At 40.1% G+C, this 14476-nt stretch carries 17 protein-coding genes; all 17 read left to right on the forward strand.

Features of this window, described 5'->3' with window-relative positions; genetic code table 11:
* Positions 1–215 precede the first annotated feature (215 nt).
* Positions 216–494 (forward strand): non-specific DNA-binding protein Hbs, encoded by a 279-nt coding sequence (gene hbs / locus ACIQCE_RS10360; protein ID WP_400494821.1) that lies wholly within the window; start codon positions 216–218, stop codon positions 492–494.
* Positions 495–687: 193 nt separating this feature from the next.
* Positions 688–1257 carry a GTP cyclohydrolase I FolE gene (folE, locus tag ACIQCE_RS10365; protein WP_400494823.1) on the forward strand — a complete coding sequence of 190 codons (570 nt, stop codon included), beginning with the start codon at positions 688–690 and terminating at the stop codon, positions 1255–1257.
* Positions 1258–1281: 24 nt separating this feature from the next.
* Entirely contained in the window at positions 1282–1512 is a 231-nt protein-coding gene (gene mtrB, locus ACIQCE_RS10370) for a trp RNA-binding attenuation protein MtrB (protein WP_353855411.1), read from the forward strand.
* Between the two features lie 119 nt (positions 1513–1631).
* Positions 1632–2399, forward strand: coding sequence for a heptaprenyl diphosphate synthase component 1 (locus ACIQCE_RS10375; protein ID WP_400494825.1), 768 nt, complete (start codon positions 1632–1634; stop codon positions 2397–2399).
* A 3-nt stretch (positions 2400–2402) separates the two neighbouring features.
* Complete coding sequence (locus ACIQCE_RS10380; RefSeq protein ID WP_400494828.1) at positions 2403–3107, forward strand: demethylmenaquinone methyltransferase; 705 nt, start codon at positions 2403–2405, stop codon at positions 3105–3107.
* 24 nt (positions 3108–3131) lie between these two features.
* On the forward strand, positions 3132–4094 hold the full coding sequence (hepT, locus tag ACIQCE_RS10385; protein WP_400494830.1) for a heptaprenyl diphosphate synthase component II: 963 nt from the start codon (positions 3132–3134) through the stop codon (positions 4092–4094).
* Positions 4095–4218: 124 nt separating this feature from the next.
* Complete coding sequence (gene ndk / locus ACIQCE_RS10390; protein WP_400494832.1) at positions 4219–4665, forward strand: nucleoside-diphosphate kinase; 447 nt, start codon at positions 4219–4221, stop codon at positions 4663–4665.
* Between the two features lie 147 nt (positions 4666–4812).
* The gene (locus ACIQCE_RS10395) at positions 4813–5586 is read left to right on the forward strand and encodes a CheR family methyltransferase (RefSeq protein ID WP_400494834.1); all 774 of its coding nucleotides are present in this window, start codon (positions 4813–4815) and stop codon (positions 5584–5586) included.
* Positions 5587–5661: 75 nt separating this feature from the next.
* On the forward strand, positions 5662–6834 hold the full coding sequence (gene aroC / locus ACIQCE_RS10400) for a chorismate synthase (RefSeq protein WP_400494836.1): 1173 nt from the start codon (positions 5662–5664) through the stop codon (positions 6832–6834).
* On the forward strand, positions 6834–7925 hold the full coding sequence (gene aroB, locus ACIQCE_RS10405) for a 3-dehydroquinate synthase (RefSeq protein ID WP_400494838.1): 1092 nt from the start codon (positions 6834–6836) through the stop codon (positions 7923–7925). The genes aroC and aroB overlap by 1 nt, the downstream gene beginning before the upstream one ends.
* Positions 7922–8305 carry a chorismate mutase gene (gene aroH / locus ACIQCE_RS10410; protein WP_400494841.1) on the forward strand — a complete coding sequence of 128 codons (384 nt, stop codon included), beginning with the start codon at positions 7922–7924 and terminating at the stop codon, positions 8303–8305. The genes aroB and aroH overlap by 4 nt, the downstream gene beginning before the upstream one ends.
* A 234-nt stretch (positions 8306–8539) precedes the next feature.
* Positions 8540–10087 carry an anthranilate synthase component I gene (trpE, locus tag ACIQCE_RS10415; RefSeq protein WP_400494843.1) on the forward strand — a complete coding sequence of 516 codons (1548 nt, stop codon included), beginning with the start codon at positions 8540–8542 and terminating at the stop codon, positions 10085–10087.
* Positions 10059–11081, forward strand: a complete 1023-nt coding sequence (trpD, locus tag ACIQCE_RS10420) for an anthranilate phosphoribosyltransferase (protein ID WP_400494845.1) — start codon at positions 10059–10061, stop codon at positions 11079–11081. The genes trpE and trpD overlap by 29 nt, the downstream gene beginning before the upstream one ends.
* Complete coding sequence (trpC, locus tag ACIQCE_RS10425; RefSeq protein ID WP_400494847.1) at positions 11074–11826, forward strand: indole-3-glycerol phosphate synthase TrpC; 753 nt, start codon at positions 11074–11076, stop codon at positions 11824–11826. The genes trpD and trpC overlap by 8 nt, the downstream gene beginning before the upstream one ends.
* Positions 11823–12491: a phosphoribosylanthranilate isomerase gene (locus ACIQCE_RS10430; protein ID WP_400494850.1), complete on the forward strand. Its 669-nt coding sequence runs from the start codon at positions 11823–11825 to the stop codon at positions 12489–12491. The genes trpC and ACIQCE_RS10430 overlap by 4 nt, the downstream gene beginning before the upstream one ends.
* The gene (gene trpB, locus ACIQCE_RS10435) at positions 12472–13680 is read left to right on the forward strand and encodes a tryptophan synthase subunit beta (RefSeq protein WP_400494852.1); all 1209 of its coding nucleotides are present in this window, start codon (positions 12472–12474) and stop codon (positions 13678–13680) included. Before ACIQCE_RS10430 ends, trpB begins: the two co-directional genes overlap by 20 nt.
* A complete protein-coding gene (gene trpA, locus ACIQCE_RS10440; RefSeq protein ID WP_400494855.1) occupies positions 13667–14470 on the forward strand; it encodes a tryptophan synthase subunit alpha in 804 nt (267 codons plus the stop codon). The genes trpB and trpA overlap by 14 nt, the downstream gene beginning before the upstream one ends.
* The last annotated feature ends 6 nt before the right edge of the window (positions 14471–14476 follow it).

Genomic DNA, 14476 nt, shown 5'->3' on the forward strand with positions numbered 1-14476 from the left:
TGCTTGATATGGTATTTCATATGTGTTAATCTACTTACAGAAAATCCTCACTTTGTTGGACAAACATTCCTTCAAGGAGTCGTTTTCTACATGAAAAGCCATGAATAATGCTTTCTAGACGCTCTTTTTTTCAAAGAACGTGTATAGAAAGAAGATGAATTGTGAAGAAATGATAACAATCCACTGAATGCATATTTTGGGAGGAGGTGAAAGGCATGAACAAGACAGAACTTATTAACGCAGTTGCTGAAGCAAGCGAATTGTCTAAAAAAGATGCGACAAAAGCAGTTGATTCTGTTTTTGATACAATTTTAAATGCACTTAAAAATGGTGACAAAATCCAACTAATTGGTTTTGGTAACTTTGAAGTACGTGAGCGTTCAGCTCGTAAAGGACGTAACCCACAAACTGGTGCAGAGATCGAAATCCCTGCAAGCAAAGTACCTGCTTTCAAACCAGGAAAAGCACTTAAAGACGCAGTAGCAGGAAAATAATCGTTATGTGTAATGATCCTGATGCAGGAGTTATACATATACAGTTTCATGCTTGCACTAGAAAAGCCCCTTCCATAAGGGGCTTTTCCTTTTAATTCAACAGGTTCGTTAAAAACGCTCTCCTTTTGCTTTTAGGATCTGAAGTGTGCTAGAATCTGAAATGAAATGTAATCGCCTTTGGAGGATATAATACATGAGTGAAATAAATAAAGAACTAATAGAACGCGCTGTTCGCGATATATTAAAAGCAATCGGAGAGAATCCAGATCGTGAAGGACTTCTTGATACACCGAAACGAGTCGCAAAAATGTATGAGGAAGTGTTCTCTGGTTTAAATGAAGATCCAAAAGAACATTTTAAAACCATTTTTGGTGAGGATCATGAAGAACTTGTCCTTGTAAAAGATATTGCATTCCATTCTATGTGTGAACACCATCTTGTACCTTTCTACGGTAAAGCCCATGTCGCTTATATTCCGCGTGGTGGAAAAGTAACAGGACTGAGCAAGCTGGCAAGAGCAGTAGAAGCGGTTGCAAAGCGCCCACAGCTTCAGGAACGCATTACATCAACCATTGCAGATAGTATGGTGGAAACATTAAATCCGCATGGCGTCATGATTGTGGTTGAAGCAGAGCATATGTGCATGACGATGCGCGGAGTGAAAAAACCAGGTGCTAAAACAGTGACGTCGGCAGTGCGAGGGACATTTGCAAATGATGCGGCGGCAAGAGCAGAAGTGCTTTCCTTAATTAAAAACGACTAAGTATATGGATGGAAGGTGAAGAAGTTGAGTGAAAATAAATCATCTGATTTTGTGGTGATTAAAGCCATTGATAATGGCGTGAACGTCATCGGCTTAACAAGAGGCTCTGATACAAGATTTCACCATTCCGAAAAACTCGATAAAGGTGAAGTCATTATCGCACAATTCACTGAGCATACGTCAGCGATAAAAGTAAGAGGCGATGCAGTTATTCAAACGAGCTTTGGCGAAATTCAAAGTGAAGCAAAGAAATAAAAGCATAAGAGTGCACTTGAATAGCATAAAAGTGAATATTGATATGGTATAATAAATCTCTATACACAATGTGCAAATCTACATATGAAACTGTAATTCTGGGGACAAGGGTGATATCTTTGCAAGACATCTACGGAATTTTATCTAATTTAAATATAAAGTTAAATAAAAAGCTTTCTCATCCTTATTTGGCGAAGCATTTACGAGCGCCACTCATTGATGAAGATAAGCTCCTTCTTTTTCATGCAATGTTTGATGAAGCTCAAATGAATGCAGAGAAAAAAGAAAATTATATTTTAACGGCGATGCTTGTGCAAATTGCCCTTGATACCCATGACGAAGTCACAACTGCTGCAGCAATTAAACAAGACGAATTCAAAAATCGTCAGCTGACCATTTTAGCAGGGGACTATTTTAGTGGTCTCTATTATTCTCTTCTCTCAGACATGAAAGACATTTACATGATCCGCACACTCGCTACCGCAATCAAAGAAATTAATGAACATAAAATTAGACTTTATGATCGGTCAATTCAAGATGCAGCGCAATTTTATAAAAGTGTTGCTACAGTGGAGTCAGCACTGTTCCAAAGAATTTCTGAGCACGTTCAATTAACGCATTGGAACGAGATTGCAAGTCGATTTCTAGTTTATAAACGTTTTATGAAACAAGCAGAAGATGACAAACATTTAAAACTTTTTTTGAACGATCGCTATACGGACGCCTATAAGTGTTTTGAAAACTTTGAGGATAAAGGCTATGAACAAGCAAAACAGCCAATCAAGAAGTATCTTGTTTCATCTCCGGTCGTTCAAAAAGAGCTATTAACTCGCTTGGATCATATCAAAAATGAACCTGCGTACCATCAGAAAGTGGAAGAAGGGTAAGCTATGCAGCAATCAAAAGAACAGCGAGTACACGGTGTATTTGAAAAAATTTATAAAAACTATGATCAAATGAATTCCGTCATCAGCTTTAAGCAGCATAAAAAATGGCGCGGTAAAACAATGAAGCTCATGAATGTTCCAAAAGGAGCAAAAGCACTAGATGTTTGCTGCGGAACAGCTGATTGGACTATTGCGCTTGCAGAAGCTGCAGGAGAGCAAGGCGAGGTCAAAGGGCTTGATTTCAGTAAAAATATGCTGAGTGTCGGTGAAACGAAAGTGAAAGCAGGAGGTTATAGTCAAATCGAACTGCTTCACGGCAATGCAATGGAGCTTCCTTTTGAGAATGACTCATTTGATTATGTGACGATCGGTTTTGGTCTTCGAAACGTTCCTGATTACTTAACTGTATTAAAAGAAATGACAAGAGTGGTAAAGCCTGGCGGGATGGTTGTATGTCTAGAGACTTCACAGCCTGAAATGATTGGGTTCAAACAAGGATACTATGTCTATTTCAAATATATAATGCCGCTTTTTGGAAAGCTATTTGCCAAAAGCTATCAGGAATATTCATGGCTTCAAGAATCAGCAAAAACGTTCCCTGGCATGAAAGAGCTAGCTGCACTTTTTGAAAAAGCAGGATTGTCTGATGTCTCGTATCATCCATTTACAGGCGGTGTAGCAGCAACACATATCGGAAAGAAGCTTTGAATAAACGATATTTAGGTGAAGATAATGAAACTAAAAGCAATGATCTCTTTTTTAAATCATGATATAGATGTAATTGAAAAAGAGCTTGAACAAACAGTTCGCTCTGATTATGCATTATTAAGTGAAGCAGGACTTCATTTGCTGCAAGCGGGCGGAAAACGAATCCGCCCCGTTTTTGTTCTCCTTTCCGGCATGTTTGGCGACTATGATATTAATAAAATTAAGTATGTAGCCGTTGCCCTAGAGCTGATCCATATGGCTTCGCTTGTCCATGATGATGTCATTGATGATGCAGAACTAAGAAGAGGTAAACCCACCATTAAGGCAAAATGGGACAATCGAATTGCCATGTATACAGGGGATTACTTATTCGCAAGATCGCTTGAGTATATGACGAAAATCAATCATCCAATGGCACATGAAATTTTGTCAAAAATGGTCGTCGAACTCTGTCTCGGTGAAATTGAGCAAGTAAAAGACAAATACAACATGGATCAAAACCTTCGTACATATTTAAGACGAATTAAGCGAAAAACAGCTTTACTCATTGCAGGCAGTTGCCAATTAGGTGCTATTGCAGCAGGTACAGATGAAAAAACGCATAAGGCTCTCTACTGGTTTGGGTACTATGTTGGGATGTCTTATCAAATCATTGATGATGTCCTTGACTTTACTTCAACGGAAGAGGAGCTGGGCAAGCCTGTTGGCGGGGACCTTCTACAAGGAAATGTGACACTTCCAGTCCTATATGCTCTGAAAAATCCAACACTAGAAGGTCAATTGAAATTGATTAATAGTGAAACAACAGAAAAGCAACTAAAACCTGTAATTGAAAACCTAAAACAAACAGATGCTATTGATCGGTCTATTCGAGTGAGTGAAATGTATCTGAAAAAAGCATTTGAACAGCTTGAACAGCTCCCACGTGGACGAGCTAAAACATCATTAGCCTCCATTGCCCAATATATTGGTAAACGAAAATTCTAATCAACTTCGTGTTGATTGGTTTTTTGTGAAATTTTTTGTCAAAAATTGATTATGATCAAAAAAAATGATACGATCACTTTGTAACAATGTAAGCCTATACATAATGACGGGGTGGAAAACGTATATGGACAAAACATTTCTCATGGTAAAACCTGATGGTGTTGAAAGGCAATTAATCGGTGAAATTGTGTCAAGATTCGAAAAAAAGGGGCTTCAGCTTGTTGGTGCAAAACTGATGAGTATCCCAAAAGAAGTAGCAGAAACACATTATGGAGAACATAAGGAAAAACCATTTTTCGGAGAATTGGTTTCTTTTATTACGTCAGGACCTGTGTTTGCTATGGTATGGCAGGGGGAGCAGGTGATTGAAGTAACAAGACAAATAATCGGGAAAACAAACCCGAAAGAAGCGCTTCCAGGCACAATTAGAGGAGATTATGGATTAACAGTCGGAAAAAATATTATCCATGGATCAGACTCTCCAGAAAGTGCTGAAAGAGAAATTAACTTGTTCTTTAAACAAGAAGAACTTACAAACTGGAATCAAACCATTTCAAGCTGGATTTATTAGTCTTTAAAAAGCCAAGGTGTTCACCCCATGAACACCTTGGCTTTTTTATATCGACAATCTTTTCCTATATTTCGCACGAGATGATACAAATTTTTGATAAAAACAGATATACTAGGACAAAGATAGATAAGACAGGAGAGGACATTGATGGATCAATATCAAGTATTTGTTGAAAAATGGAAAAAACTAACCGGAGTTGATCTAAATTTATATAAAGAAGCACAAATGAAACGAAGATTGACTTCCCTTTATGATAAAAAAGGGTATAAAGATTTTGAAGCATTCGCCACTGCTCTTGAGAAAGATAGAGCCCTTTTAGAAGAAACGATGGATCGAATGACAATTAATGTTTCAGAATTTTATCGTAACTATCAGCGCTGGGAAGTGCTAGATCAAAAAATTCTGCCGCTACTTTCAAAAAACGGTAGAAGCCTAAAAATATGGAGTGCAGCGTGCTCTACGGGTGAAGAGCCATATACGCTCTCAATGCTACTCACAAGTCATCCTCTTGTGAAGGACTTCCAAATTATTGCAACGGATATTGATGATAAAGTTCTGCAATCAGCGCAAAAAGGGAGATACCATGAACGCTCTCTGCAAGAGGTTCCTGAAGAAATCAAACAAAAATATTTCACAAAAGAAGATTCATCCTTTTACACCGTCAAAGATGAGGTTCGAAAGCACATTCAATTTAAGAAACATAACCTTTTGGCTGACCCATATGAAAAACAGCTTGATCTCATTGTTTGCCGAAATGTGCTCATTTATTTCACAGAAGAAGCGAAAGAAGAGATTTACTTAAAAATGGGGAACAGTTTAAAGCCAAATGGAGTTTTATTCGTAGGTTCTACAGAACAAATCTTTCATCCTGAAAAGTTTGGACTGACTTCTGCAGATACTTTCTTTTATCAAAAAAGGTAATCTAGCTGACTTTTTACTAGCAAATATGATATAGTTTTACTTAAAAGCGTTAATGCGATGAAGGGAGATTGAGTCATGAGGTACTTAACAGCAGGTGAATCACATGGTCCACAACTGACCACAATCATTGAAGGAGTTCCAGCGGGACTTTACATAGAGAAAGAGGGCATTAATTACGAACTGGCTAGAAGACAAAAAGGTCATGGTCGCGGCAGAAGAATGCAGATTGAAAAAGATCAGGTGGAAGTGCTAAGCGGTGTCCGGCACGGGAAAACATTAGGTTCTCCAATTACACTTGTTGTTGAAAATAATGACTGGAAGCACTGGACGAAGGTGATGGGAGCAGAGCCGATTACCGAAGAAGAAGAGAGTGAAATGAAACGTCAAATCTCTCGTCCAAGACCGGGGCATGCTGATTTAATTGGTGCTATTAAATATGGTCATCGCGATATGCGTAACGTGTTAGAGCGTTCATCAGCCCGCGAGACAACAGTGCGTGTGGCAGCAGGAGCAGTGGCGAAACAAATTTTAGCTCATCTTGGAATCAAAGTAGCCGGTCACGTACTTGAAATTGGTGGAGTGAAAGCAACTGATACAAAATACGAGTCTATTGAAGATTTGCAAAAAGTAACAGAAGAATCGCCTGTACGCTGCTATGACAGCGAAGCAGCTCAAAAAATGATGGATGCCATCGACGAGGCAAAGAAAAACGGTGACTCGATCGGCGGCATTGTTGAAGTGATCGTTGAAGGCATGCCGGTTGGAGTAGGAAGCTATGTTCATTATGACCGTAAACTAGACAGTAAGCTTGCTGGCGCCGTACTAAGCATCAATGCTTTTAAAGGTGTCGAATTTGGTATTGGATTTGAGGCAGCATCTAAAAAAGGCAGTGAAGTTCATGATGAGATCATTTGGAACGAAGAAAAGGGATATACGAGGAAAACGAATCGATTAGGCGGTCTTGAAGGCGGAATGTCGACAGGCATGCCAATTGTCGTAAGAGGTGTGATGAAGCCAATTCCAACACTTTATAAGCCACTTCAGAGCGTTGACATTGAGACAAAAGAGCCATTTTCTGCAAGCATTGAACGATCAGATAGCTGTGCTGTACCAGCTGCAAGTGTTGTGGCAGAAGCAGTTATTGCTTGGGAGATTGCGAATGCGGTCGTTGAACAGTTCGGTCTTGACCAAATTGACCGTATAAAAGAAAATGTAGAAAAAATGCGTCAACTTCAGAGGGAGTTTTAATGAAAACTTTGGAAGTCAGTACGTCTTCATCGAATTACCCTGTATACATCGGTGATGGCATTAGACGGAACATCGTAGACCTGATTACTTCCACAAGATGCTCCTATACTAAACTGTTGATCGTAACAGATTCAGCAGTTGATGCCATTTACGGCAGCGAAATGGTTCGTTTCCTTGAACAAAAGTGGTCCGTTCAAAAAGTGGTCGTTCCAAATGGAGAACAATCGAAATCTTTCTCGCAGTTTGAGCATATCCATACCAAAGCTATTCAGTTTCAGCTCGACCGCTCTTCTTGCATCATTGCTCTAGGAGGCGGAGTGATTGGTGACTTGGCTGGTTTTGTTGCCGCCACTTATATGAGAGGCATTGATTTTATTCAGGTTCCGACAACTTTGCTAGCACATGATAGTGCGGTTGGCGGGAAAACAGGAATCAATCATCCGCTTGGTAAAAACTTAATTGGCGCTTTTCATCAGCCAAGGGCTGTAATCTATGATACAAGCATGCTTGATACACTATCTGACACAGAGCTTAGATCAGGCTTTGCTGAAGTCATTAAACATGCGCTGATTTCAAGTAACGACTTTTTATCAGAACTCATGAGCATTCGTTCTCTGACAGAATTATCAAAAGAACAGCTGGCACATATGCTGTATCAAGGAATTCAAGTGAAAGCGTCCATTGTACAAGAGGACGAAAAAGAACAAGGCGTTCGTGCATTTTTAAACTTAGGGCATACACTTGGGCATGCCATTGAAGCAGAGTATGGATATGGAGCCATCACTCATGGGGATGCAATCGCTATTGGGATGCAGTTCGCCTTATATGTGAGCGAGAAGCATTTAGGACTAAGTCTCAATCGTTCTGACCTTAAAGAGTGGATGAAAGGTTTGGGATTCCCAGTACAGATCAGACAAGATATATCCACAAATATTTTTGTGGACCGAATGGTTGGTGACAAAAAGGCAATAGGAGGTCGTGTTCAATTTGTTTTATTAAAGCAGGTTGGAGACGTTACTTTACAATCGTTCACAAAAGAAGAGCTACATGACTGGCTCGAAAAATGGAAACGGGAGGAGGGATGTCTATGATGTTTCGCGGAATACGTGGTGCTACAACTGTGACAGAAGATACAGAAGTAGAAGTTGTAAATAAAACGAAACAACTGTTAGAAGCGATGATTTCAAGAAACCAAGTGGAACCAGAACGTGTTGTGCAGATTTTAATTTCTGCTACTCAAGATATTCACTCCGTTTTCCCAGCAAAAGCACTTCGCCATTTTGAGGGCTGGACGTATGTCCCTGTTACTTGTATGCAGGAACTGGACATCAATGGAGGACTGAAGCATTGCATTCGTGTGTTAATGACAGTCCAAACGGATATGAAGCAGGAAGACATAGAGCACGTGTATTTGGAAGAAGCAGTGACGCTTCGCCCTGATTTACAGTTGACAAAAAACAAGGAATTATAATACGATATGTACAGCCGAAGTTTACGCATAGGTGTAAACGGCAAACGTAATTTTAGAGAAGATGAGAATGAGACTAGGGTAGTTGAGATGAGTAGAGTTGAGCAGAGATACGATACTTCTATTTAATCATACTGCCTAAAAGGGGAACCCTCTTTTAGGCTTATTTCGTATACTCAAACAAATGCCCCTATAATTTCCCCTCATTCTCCTTAACATTATTTAAGGAGTGTGTCTATGAATTTTCAATCAAATATTACCCAATTTTTACAAGATAGTCTATCTTACAAAACAATCCCCATTGTTGAAACCATTACAGTGGATACGATCTCACCGATTCAAATTGTTGAGAAGCTCAATCATGACATTGTGTATCTGTTAGAAAGCAAGGATGAGTCTTCTAGCTGGTCAAGATACTCTTTCATTGGTTTACATCCATTTTTAACATTACAAGAGAAACAGCACCAATATATTGCACTTGATGCAGCAGGGCAGGAGGTGATGCAAAAGTCAGAGCTGAAAGATTTACTAGACTGGATGAATGACCATTATCAAATCAAGACACCAGACGTTGACATTCCGTTTACGGGAGGAGCTGTCGGCTACTTAGGTTATGATCTCATCCCTAGCATTGAACCATCCGTCAGGTCGCATGCAAAAGCATCGACATCAGATAACTGTACATTGTTTGTCTGTCAAACCATGATTGCATTTGACCATAAAACCAACCATGTCTATTTTATTCAATATACTCACCTGACAGGGAATGAAACAGAGGACGAAAAAATACAAGCATACAACAAAAATCATGAGAAGCTCAAAAAAATGATTCAACAGCTCCACACGCAGATTGACATGAAAGAATTGATTTTATCAGGAAATCTAAATGAACCGCCGTCCTTTGATCAGGTCACCTCCACTTATGAAAAAGCGCAATTTTTAAACGATGTAGAAAAAATAAAGGAATACATTAGAGCCGGTGATATTTTTCAAGGGGTTCTCTCACAGCGTTTTGATATGCCCGTGACCGTGAGTTCATTTGAATTGTATCGTGTCCTTCGGATTGTGAATCCTTCACCGTATATGTATTTTATTAAATTGAAAGATCGTGACTTAGTAGGCAGCTCTCCAGAACGATTAATACATGCGAGAAATGGACATTTAGAAATTCATCCAATCGCCGGAACAAGAAGAAGAGGGGCGACAAAAGAAGAGGATGCTGCACTTGCAAAAGAGCTGCTCCATGATGAAAAAGAAAAAGCAGAGCATTACATGCTAGTAGATCTTGCAAGAAATGATGTAGGACGCGTCGCTGAATATGGGAGTGTATCAGTTCCAGTCTTCACAAAAGTGGTGAACTTTTCACATGTCATGCACATGATCTCAATTGTGACAGGAAAACTGAAGCAGGATACTCATCCAGTAGACGCATTAATGTCAGCCTTTCCGGCAGGGACATTAACAGGTGCACCTAAAATTAGAGCCATGCAATTATTAAATGAGATGGAGCCAGAGCCAAGAGAAACGTATGGCGGTTGTATTGCCTATATTGGGTTTGACGGTAATATTGATTCCTGTATCACCATTCGAACCATGAGTGTTCAAAACAATACCGCATCCATACAGGCAGGTGCAGGTATTGTAGCTGATTCTGTTCCTGAAAACGAGTGGGAAGAGACGTGCAACAAAGCTGGAGCGCTACTTAAAGCGATTCAACTTGCTGAACATATTTTCTCAGAAAAGGAGAGTGTGCAAGATGAATCAACGACTATTAGCTCTCGTTAATGGGGCTCTTTTAACTGAAAAAGAAGCAAGCTTGTTGATGCACGATATGATGAGCGGCTCTTTATCAGATGCTGAAGTTGCGGCAAGTCTATCCATCTTAGCTCATAGAGGAGAAACATCAGAAGAGATAACAGGTTTTGTGAGAGCGATGAGACAGAATGTAGCTCCAATGGATGAATCTCTTGATGTCGTTGATACGTGCGGCACTGGAGGAGATGGCTTATCGACGTTTAACATATCGACAGCCGCTGCCATTGTAGCCTCTGCTGCCGGTGCTAAAATTGCGAAACACGGAAATCGTTCTGTATCTTCTAAAAGCGGGAGTGCCGACGTACTAGAATGTCTTGGCATCCAAATACAATCAACACCTGAAGAAACAAGACGACAAATACAACAGAAAAATATGGGATTTTTATTTGCACCGCTCTATTATTCATCCATGAAACAGGTAACAACAGTTCGTAAGCAGCTCGGATTTCGGACGGTATTTAATCTTTTAGGTCCGCTTTGTCATCCAATGCAAGCCAAAAAGCAAATCATCGGTGTGTACTCAAAAGAAAAAGCAAAGTTAATGGCTAAAGCCCTTGCTCCTTTAGAGCCAGAACATGTCCTATTTGTTAGCGGAGAAGATGGGCTAGATGAATTAACCATTACAGCAAATTCGTATGTGATTGAACTGAAGAAACATGTGATGAAAGAGTATACGCTCAATCCAGACGACTTTGGATTGAAAAAAGGACAATTATCAGACATACAAGTAAATTCACCAGAGGAGAGCGCGGATATTATTCTGAATATATTGAATCGTCAAATAGAAGGGGCACCGCTTCATATTACAGCTCTTAATGCAGGTGCCGCTTTATATGTGGCAGGAAAGACAGAAAGTCTCATGGCAGGAACAGTAAAAGCCTTAGAAACCATCGAAAACGGTTCAGCGAAAGAACAATTAGACCGTTTAAAACAAAAAACGAAAGAGGGAAAAATCTATGCTTGATCAAATGATTGCTCGTAAAAAAGAACATGTCCAAACGCTACAATTACCTGTTGATGGAAAGTATGAAAGGCGGTCATTTAAAGAAGCACTGATGAATCCTCATCGCTTTATAGGGCTCATTGCTGAGGTGAAAAAAGCATCTCCTTCCAAAGGGATCATTCAGCCAAATTTCGATCCTCTTCAAATAGCGAAAGCATACGAAACATCAAAAGCAGATTGTTTATCTGTACTGACCGATGAGCCCTTTTTTCAAGGGAAAAATGAGTACCTATCTCTCATTAAGGAGCATGTCTCATTGCCGATTTTAAGAAAGGATTTTATCATTGATTCAATACAAGTAGAGGAGTCAAAACGTATAGGTGCAGACGCAATTTTATTGATTGGAGAAGTGCTTGAGCCGCAAAAGCTGTATGAGCTGTACACTGAAGCAAAAGAAAAAGACCTTGATGTTCTTGTTGAAGTTCATGCGGCAAAAACGCTAAGTAACATTTTAGATGTATTTACCCCAGAGATGATCGGAGTGAACAATCGGAATTTAAATACGTTTACGACGACGATCGAGCAAACAAAGGAGATTGCTCCTCTTGTGCCAGATGATGTCATGCTGGTGAGTGAAAGCGGCATCCAGACATTTGGTGATTTAACTTTTGTTAAAGAGCAAGGAGCTAGAGCGGTTCTTGTTGGCGAATCTTTCATGAGGGAAAGTTCACAAGAAAAAGCCGTCAGGACATTGTTTGGTGAATGACGGTGATGAAGCCATATATGAAATATTGCGGTGCTGCATCACGAGAAGATGTCGAGTGCATCTCACAATCTCGCGGAGATGCCATAGGATTTATCTTTGCACCAAGTAAAAGGCAAGTAGATCCAGATCAAGTGAAACACTGGTTAGAACAAACAAAGTGCAGTAAAGATGTTGTAGGTGTGTTTGTAAATGAAGAGATAAATAGAATCTGTGAGATCACAAGCAAAATCCCGCTCAGCATTGTGCAGCTTCACGGGGATGAAACACCAGAAGAAGCACAGGAAATAAAACAACAAACAGAGGCTATCGTATGGAAAGTGTTTCATCACGAACCTCATCTACTCGCTACACTTGAAAAAATGACGAACTACGCTCCTGTTGTAGATGGGTTTCTCATTGACGCTAAGGTAAAAGGAATAAGAGGCGGTTCTGGAACTGCTTTTGCATGGGAGGCAGTGCCAGCATACGTTCAGCATGCAAAGCGTCTTAAGAAGACATGCGCCATTGCAGGCGGGGTGACGCCGGCATCTATCACGAAGCTGCTCGACTATGGTCCAAAAGCCATTGATCTTTCAAGCGGAATAGAAGAAAACGGAAAGAAAAGCAGCGCAAAGATCAAGGCGCTTGAAGAAAGGATGTTCAGTTATGTACGCATATCCAAATGAGATTGGCAGATACGGAGAATTCGGGGGCAAATTTGTTCCCGAGACACTCATGCAGCCACTGGAGGAAATTGAAAGAGCTTTTCGTGAATTAAAAGAAAATCCATCTTTTCAAAAGGAGTATATAGACCTTTTACAAAACTATTCCGGCAGGCCGACTGCTCTCACATATGCTGATCAACTATCAAAACACCTCGGCGGTGCGAAAATTTACTTAAAAAGAGAAGATTTAAATCATACGGGAGCTCATAAAATTAACAATGCCCTTGGTCAAGCACTGCTTGCAAAGAAAATGGGAAAGTCAAAAATTATCGCTGAGACAGGAGCAGGTCAGCATGGTGTAGCAGCTGCAACAGTTGCCGCAAAGTTTGGACTATCCTGCATCGTTTTTATGGGAGAAGAAGATGTGGAAAGACAATCACTGAATGTTTTCCGAATGAAACTGCTTGGCGCTGATGTCATACCTGTCACCACCGGAAATGGCACACTGAAAGATGCGACAAATGAAGCCATTCGCTATTGGGTGCAGCATTGCAGTGACCATTTTTATATGATTGGATCAGTTGTTGGTCCTCATCCATATCCTCAAATCGTCAGCGAATTCCAGCGAATGATCGGTGATGAGGCGAGAGCTCAGCTTCTAGAAAAAGAAGGTCAGCTTCCTCATAAGGTCATTGCTTGTGTTGGCGGTGGAAGTAATGCAATTGGAATGTATCGAGCTTTCTTAGATGATGATGTTGATATCATTGGTGTAGAAGCGGCTGGGAAAGGAATAGATACACCGCTGCATGCAGCTACTATAACGAAAGGGACAAAAGGTGTCATTCATGGATCTTTGACATATTTGATTCAAGATGAATTTGGTCAAATCATTGAGCCATATTCAATCTCCGCTGGATTAGACTATCCAGGCATCGGACCAGAACACGCTTACTTACATGAGAGCGGAAGAGTTCAATATGTGAGTGTCACAGATCAAGAAGCGCTAGATGCTTTGAAATTGCTGACAGAAAAAGAAGGAATTTTGCCAGCGATTGAATCAGCACATGCCTTAGCGAAAGCATTTGATATGAGTCGTGACATGAATCAAGATGACATCATCCTTATCTGCTTGTCAGGAAGAGGGGATAAAGATGTCCAGACTTTGATGAATGTGATTGAAAGTGAGGATGAAACAAATGATCACATTTAATCTAACGCAAGAAGAAAAATTATTTATCCCATTTATCACTGCAGGAGATCCGGCTGCACACATCACAATAGATCTAGCAATAGCCCTTCAATCAGCTGGTGCACATGCGATAGAACTAGGGGTTCCTTATTCCGATCCGTTAGCAGATGGGCCTGTCATTCAAAGAGCTTCAAAGAGAGCTTTAAATCATGGCATGAATATCGTAAAAGCGATAGAATTAGCAGGAGAGATGAAAAAAAACGGGGTGAAAATTCCTGTAATACTATTTACGTATTATAATCCTGTGTTACAATTAGATACAGAATACTTTTTCGCTTTACTGCGCAAAAATCATATTTCGGGACTCTTGACACCCGACTTACCGTTTGAAGAGAGCAGCGAGTTACAGGCGAACTGTCGAATACATGACATCTCATATATTTCACTCGTTGCACCAACAAGCAAAGAACGACTGGAAAAAATCGTAGAGAAGGCAGAAGGTTTTGTGTATTGTGTTTCATCTCTTGGTGTAACAGGTGTCAGACAATCCTTTGACGCATCCATTTATGATTTTATTCAACAAGTGAAACAGTTAAGTCAAATCCCGGTTGCTGTAGGTTTTGGCATTTCAACAAGAGACCAAGTAGAGTCAATGAATGAAATTAGTGACGGTGTGGTTGTGGGTAGCGCACTTGTGAAAAAAATTGAAGAGCTTCAAGGGCAGTTGCAGTCAATCAATACACGTCAAGAAGCTTTAAGAGAATTTGAAACATATGCAAAAACATTTAGTCCCCTCTATTCATTCAAATGAGGTGAA

Source organism: Bacillus sp. NPDC093026 (genome assembly GCF_044754665.1).
Classification (GTDB): Bacteria; Bacillota; Bacilli; order Bacillales; family Bacillaceae; genus Bacillus; species Bacillus maqinnsis.

What these genes read in the sequence shown, in the direction of transcription:
- hbs (WP_400494821.1), top strand. Translation starts at nt 216, where the DNA reads ATGAACAAGACAGAACTTATTAACGCAGTTGCTGAAGCAAGCGAATTG.
- folE (WP_400494823.1), top strand. Translation starts at nt 688, where the DNA reads ATGAGTGAAATAAATAAAGAACTAATAGAACGCGCTGTTCGCGATATA.
- ACIQCE_RS10380 (WP_400494828.1), top strand. Translation starts at nt 2,403, where the DNA reads ATGCAGCAATCAAAAGAACAGCGAGTACACGGTGTATTTGAAAAAATT.
- hepT (WP_400494830.1), top strand. Translation starts at nt 3,132, where the DNA reads ATGAAACTAAAAGCAATGATCTCTTTTTTAAATCATGATATAGATGTA.
- ndk (WP_400494832.1), top strand. Translation starts at nt 4,219, where the DNA reads ATGGACAAAACATTTCTCATGGTAAAACCTGATGGTGTTGAAAGGCAA.
- ACIQCE_RS10395 (WP_400494834.1), top strand. Translation starts at nt 4,813, where the DNA reads ATGGATCAATATCAAGTATTTGTTGAAAAATGGAAAAAACTAACCGGA.
- aroC (WP_400494836.1), top strand. Translation starts at nt 5,662, where the DNA reads ATGAGGTACTTAACAGCAGGTGAATCACATGGTCCACAACTGACCACA.
- aroB (WP_400494838.1), top strand. Translation starts at nt 6,834, where the DNA reads ATGAAAACTTTGGAAGTCAGTACGTCTTCATCGAATTACCCTGTATAC.
- aroH (WP_400494841.1), top strand. Translation starts at nt 7,922, where the DNA reads ATGATGTTTCGCGGAATACGTGGTGCTACAACTGTGACAGAAGATACA.
- trpE (WP_400494843.1), top strand. Translation starts at nt 8,540, where the DNA reads ATGAATTTTCAATCAAATATTACCCAATTTTTACAAGATAGTCTATCT.
- trpD (WP_400494845.1), top strand. Translation starts at nt 10,059, where the DNA reads ATGAATCAACGACTATTAGCTCTCGTTAATGGGGCTCTTTTAACTGAA.
- trpC (WP_400494847.1), top strand. Translation starts at nt 11,074, where the DNA reads ATGCTTGATCAAATGATTGCTCGTAAAAAAGAACATGTCCAAACGCTA.
- ACIQCE_RS10430 (WP_400494850.1), top strand. Translation starts at nt 11,823, where the DNA reads ATGACGGTGATGAAGCCATATATGAAATATTGCGGTGCTGCATCACGA.
- trpB (WP_400494852.1), top strand. Translation starts at nt 12,472, where the DNA reads ATGTACGCATATCCAAATGAGATTGGCAGATACGGAGAATTCGGGGGC.
- trpA (WP_400494855.1), top strand. Translation starts at nt 13,667, where the DNA reads ATGATCACATTTAATCTAACGCAAGAAGAAAAATTATTTATCCCATTT.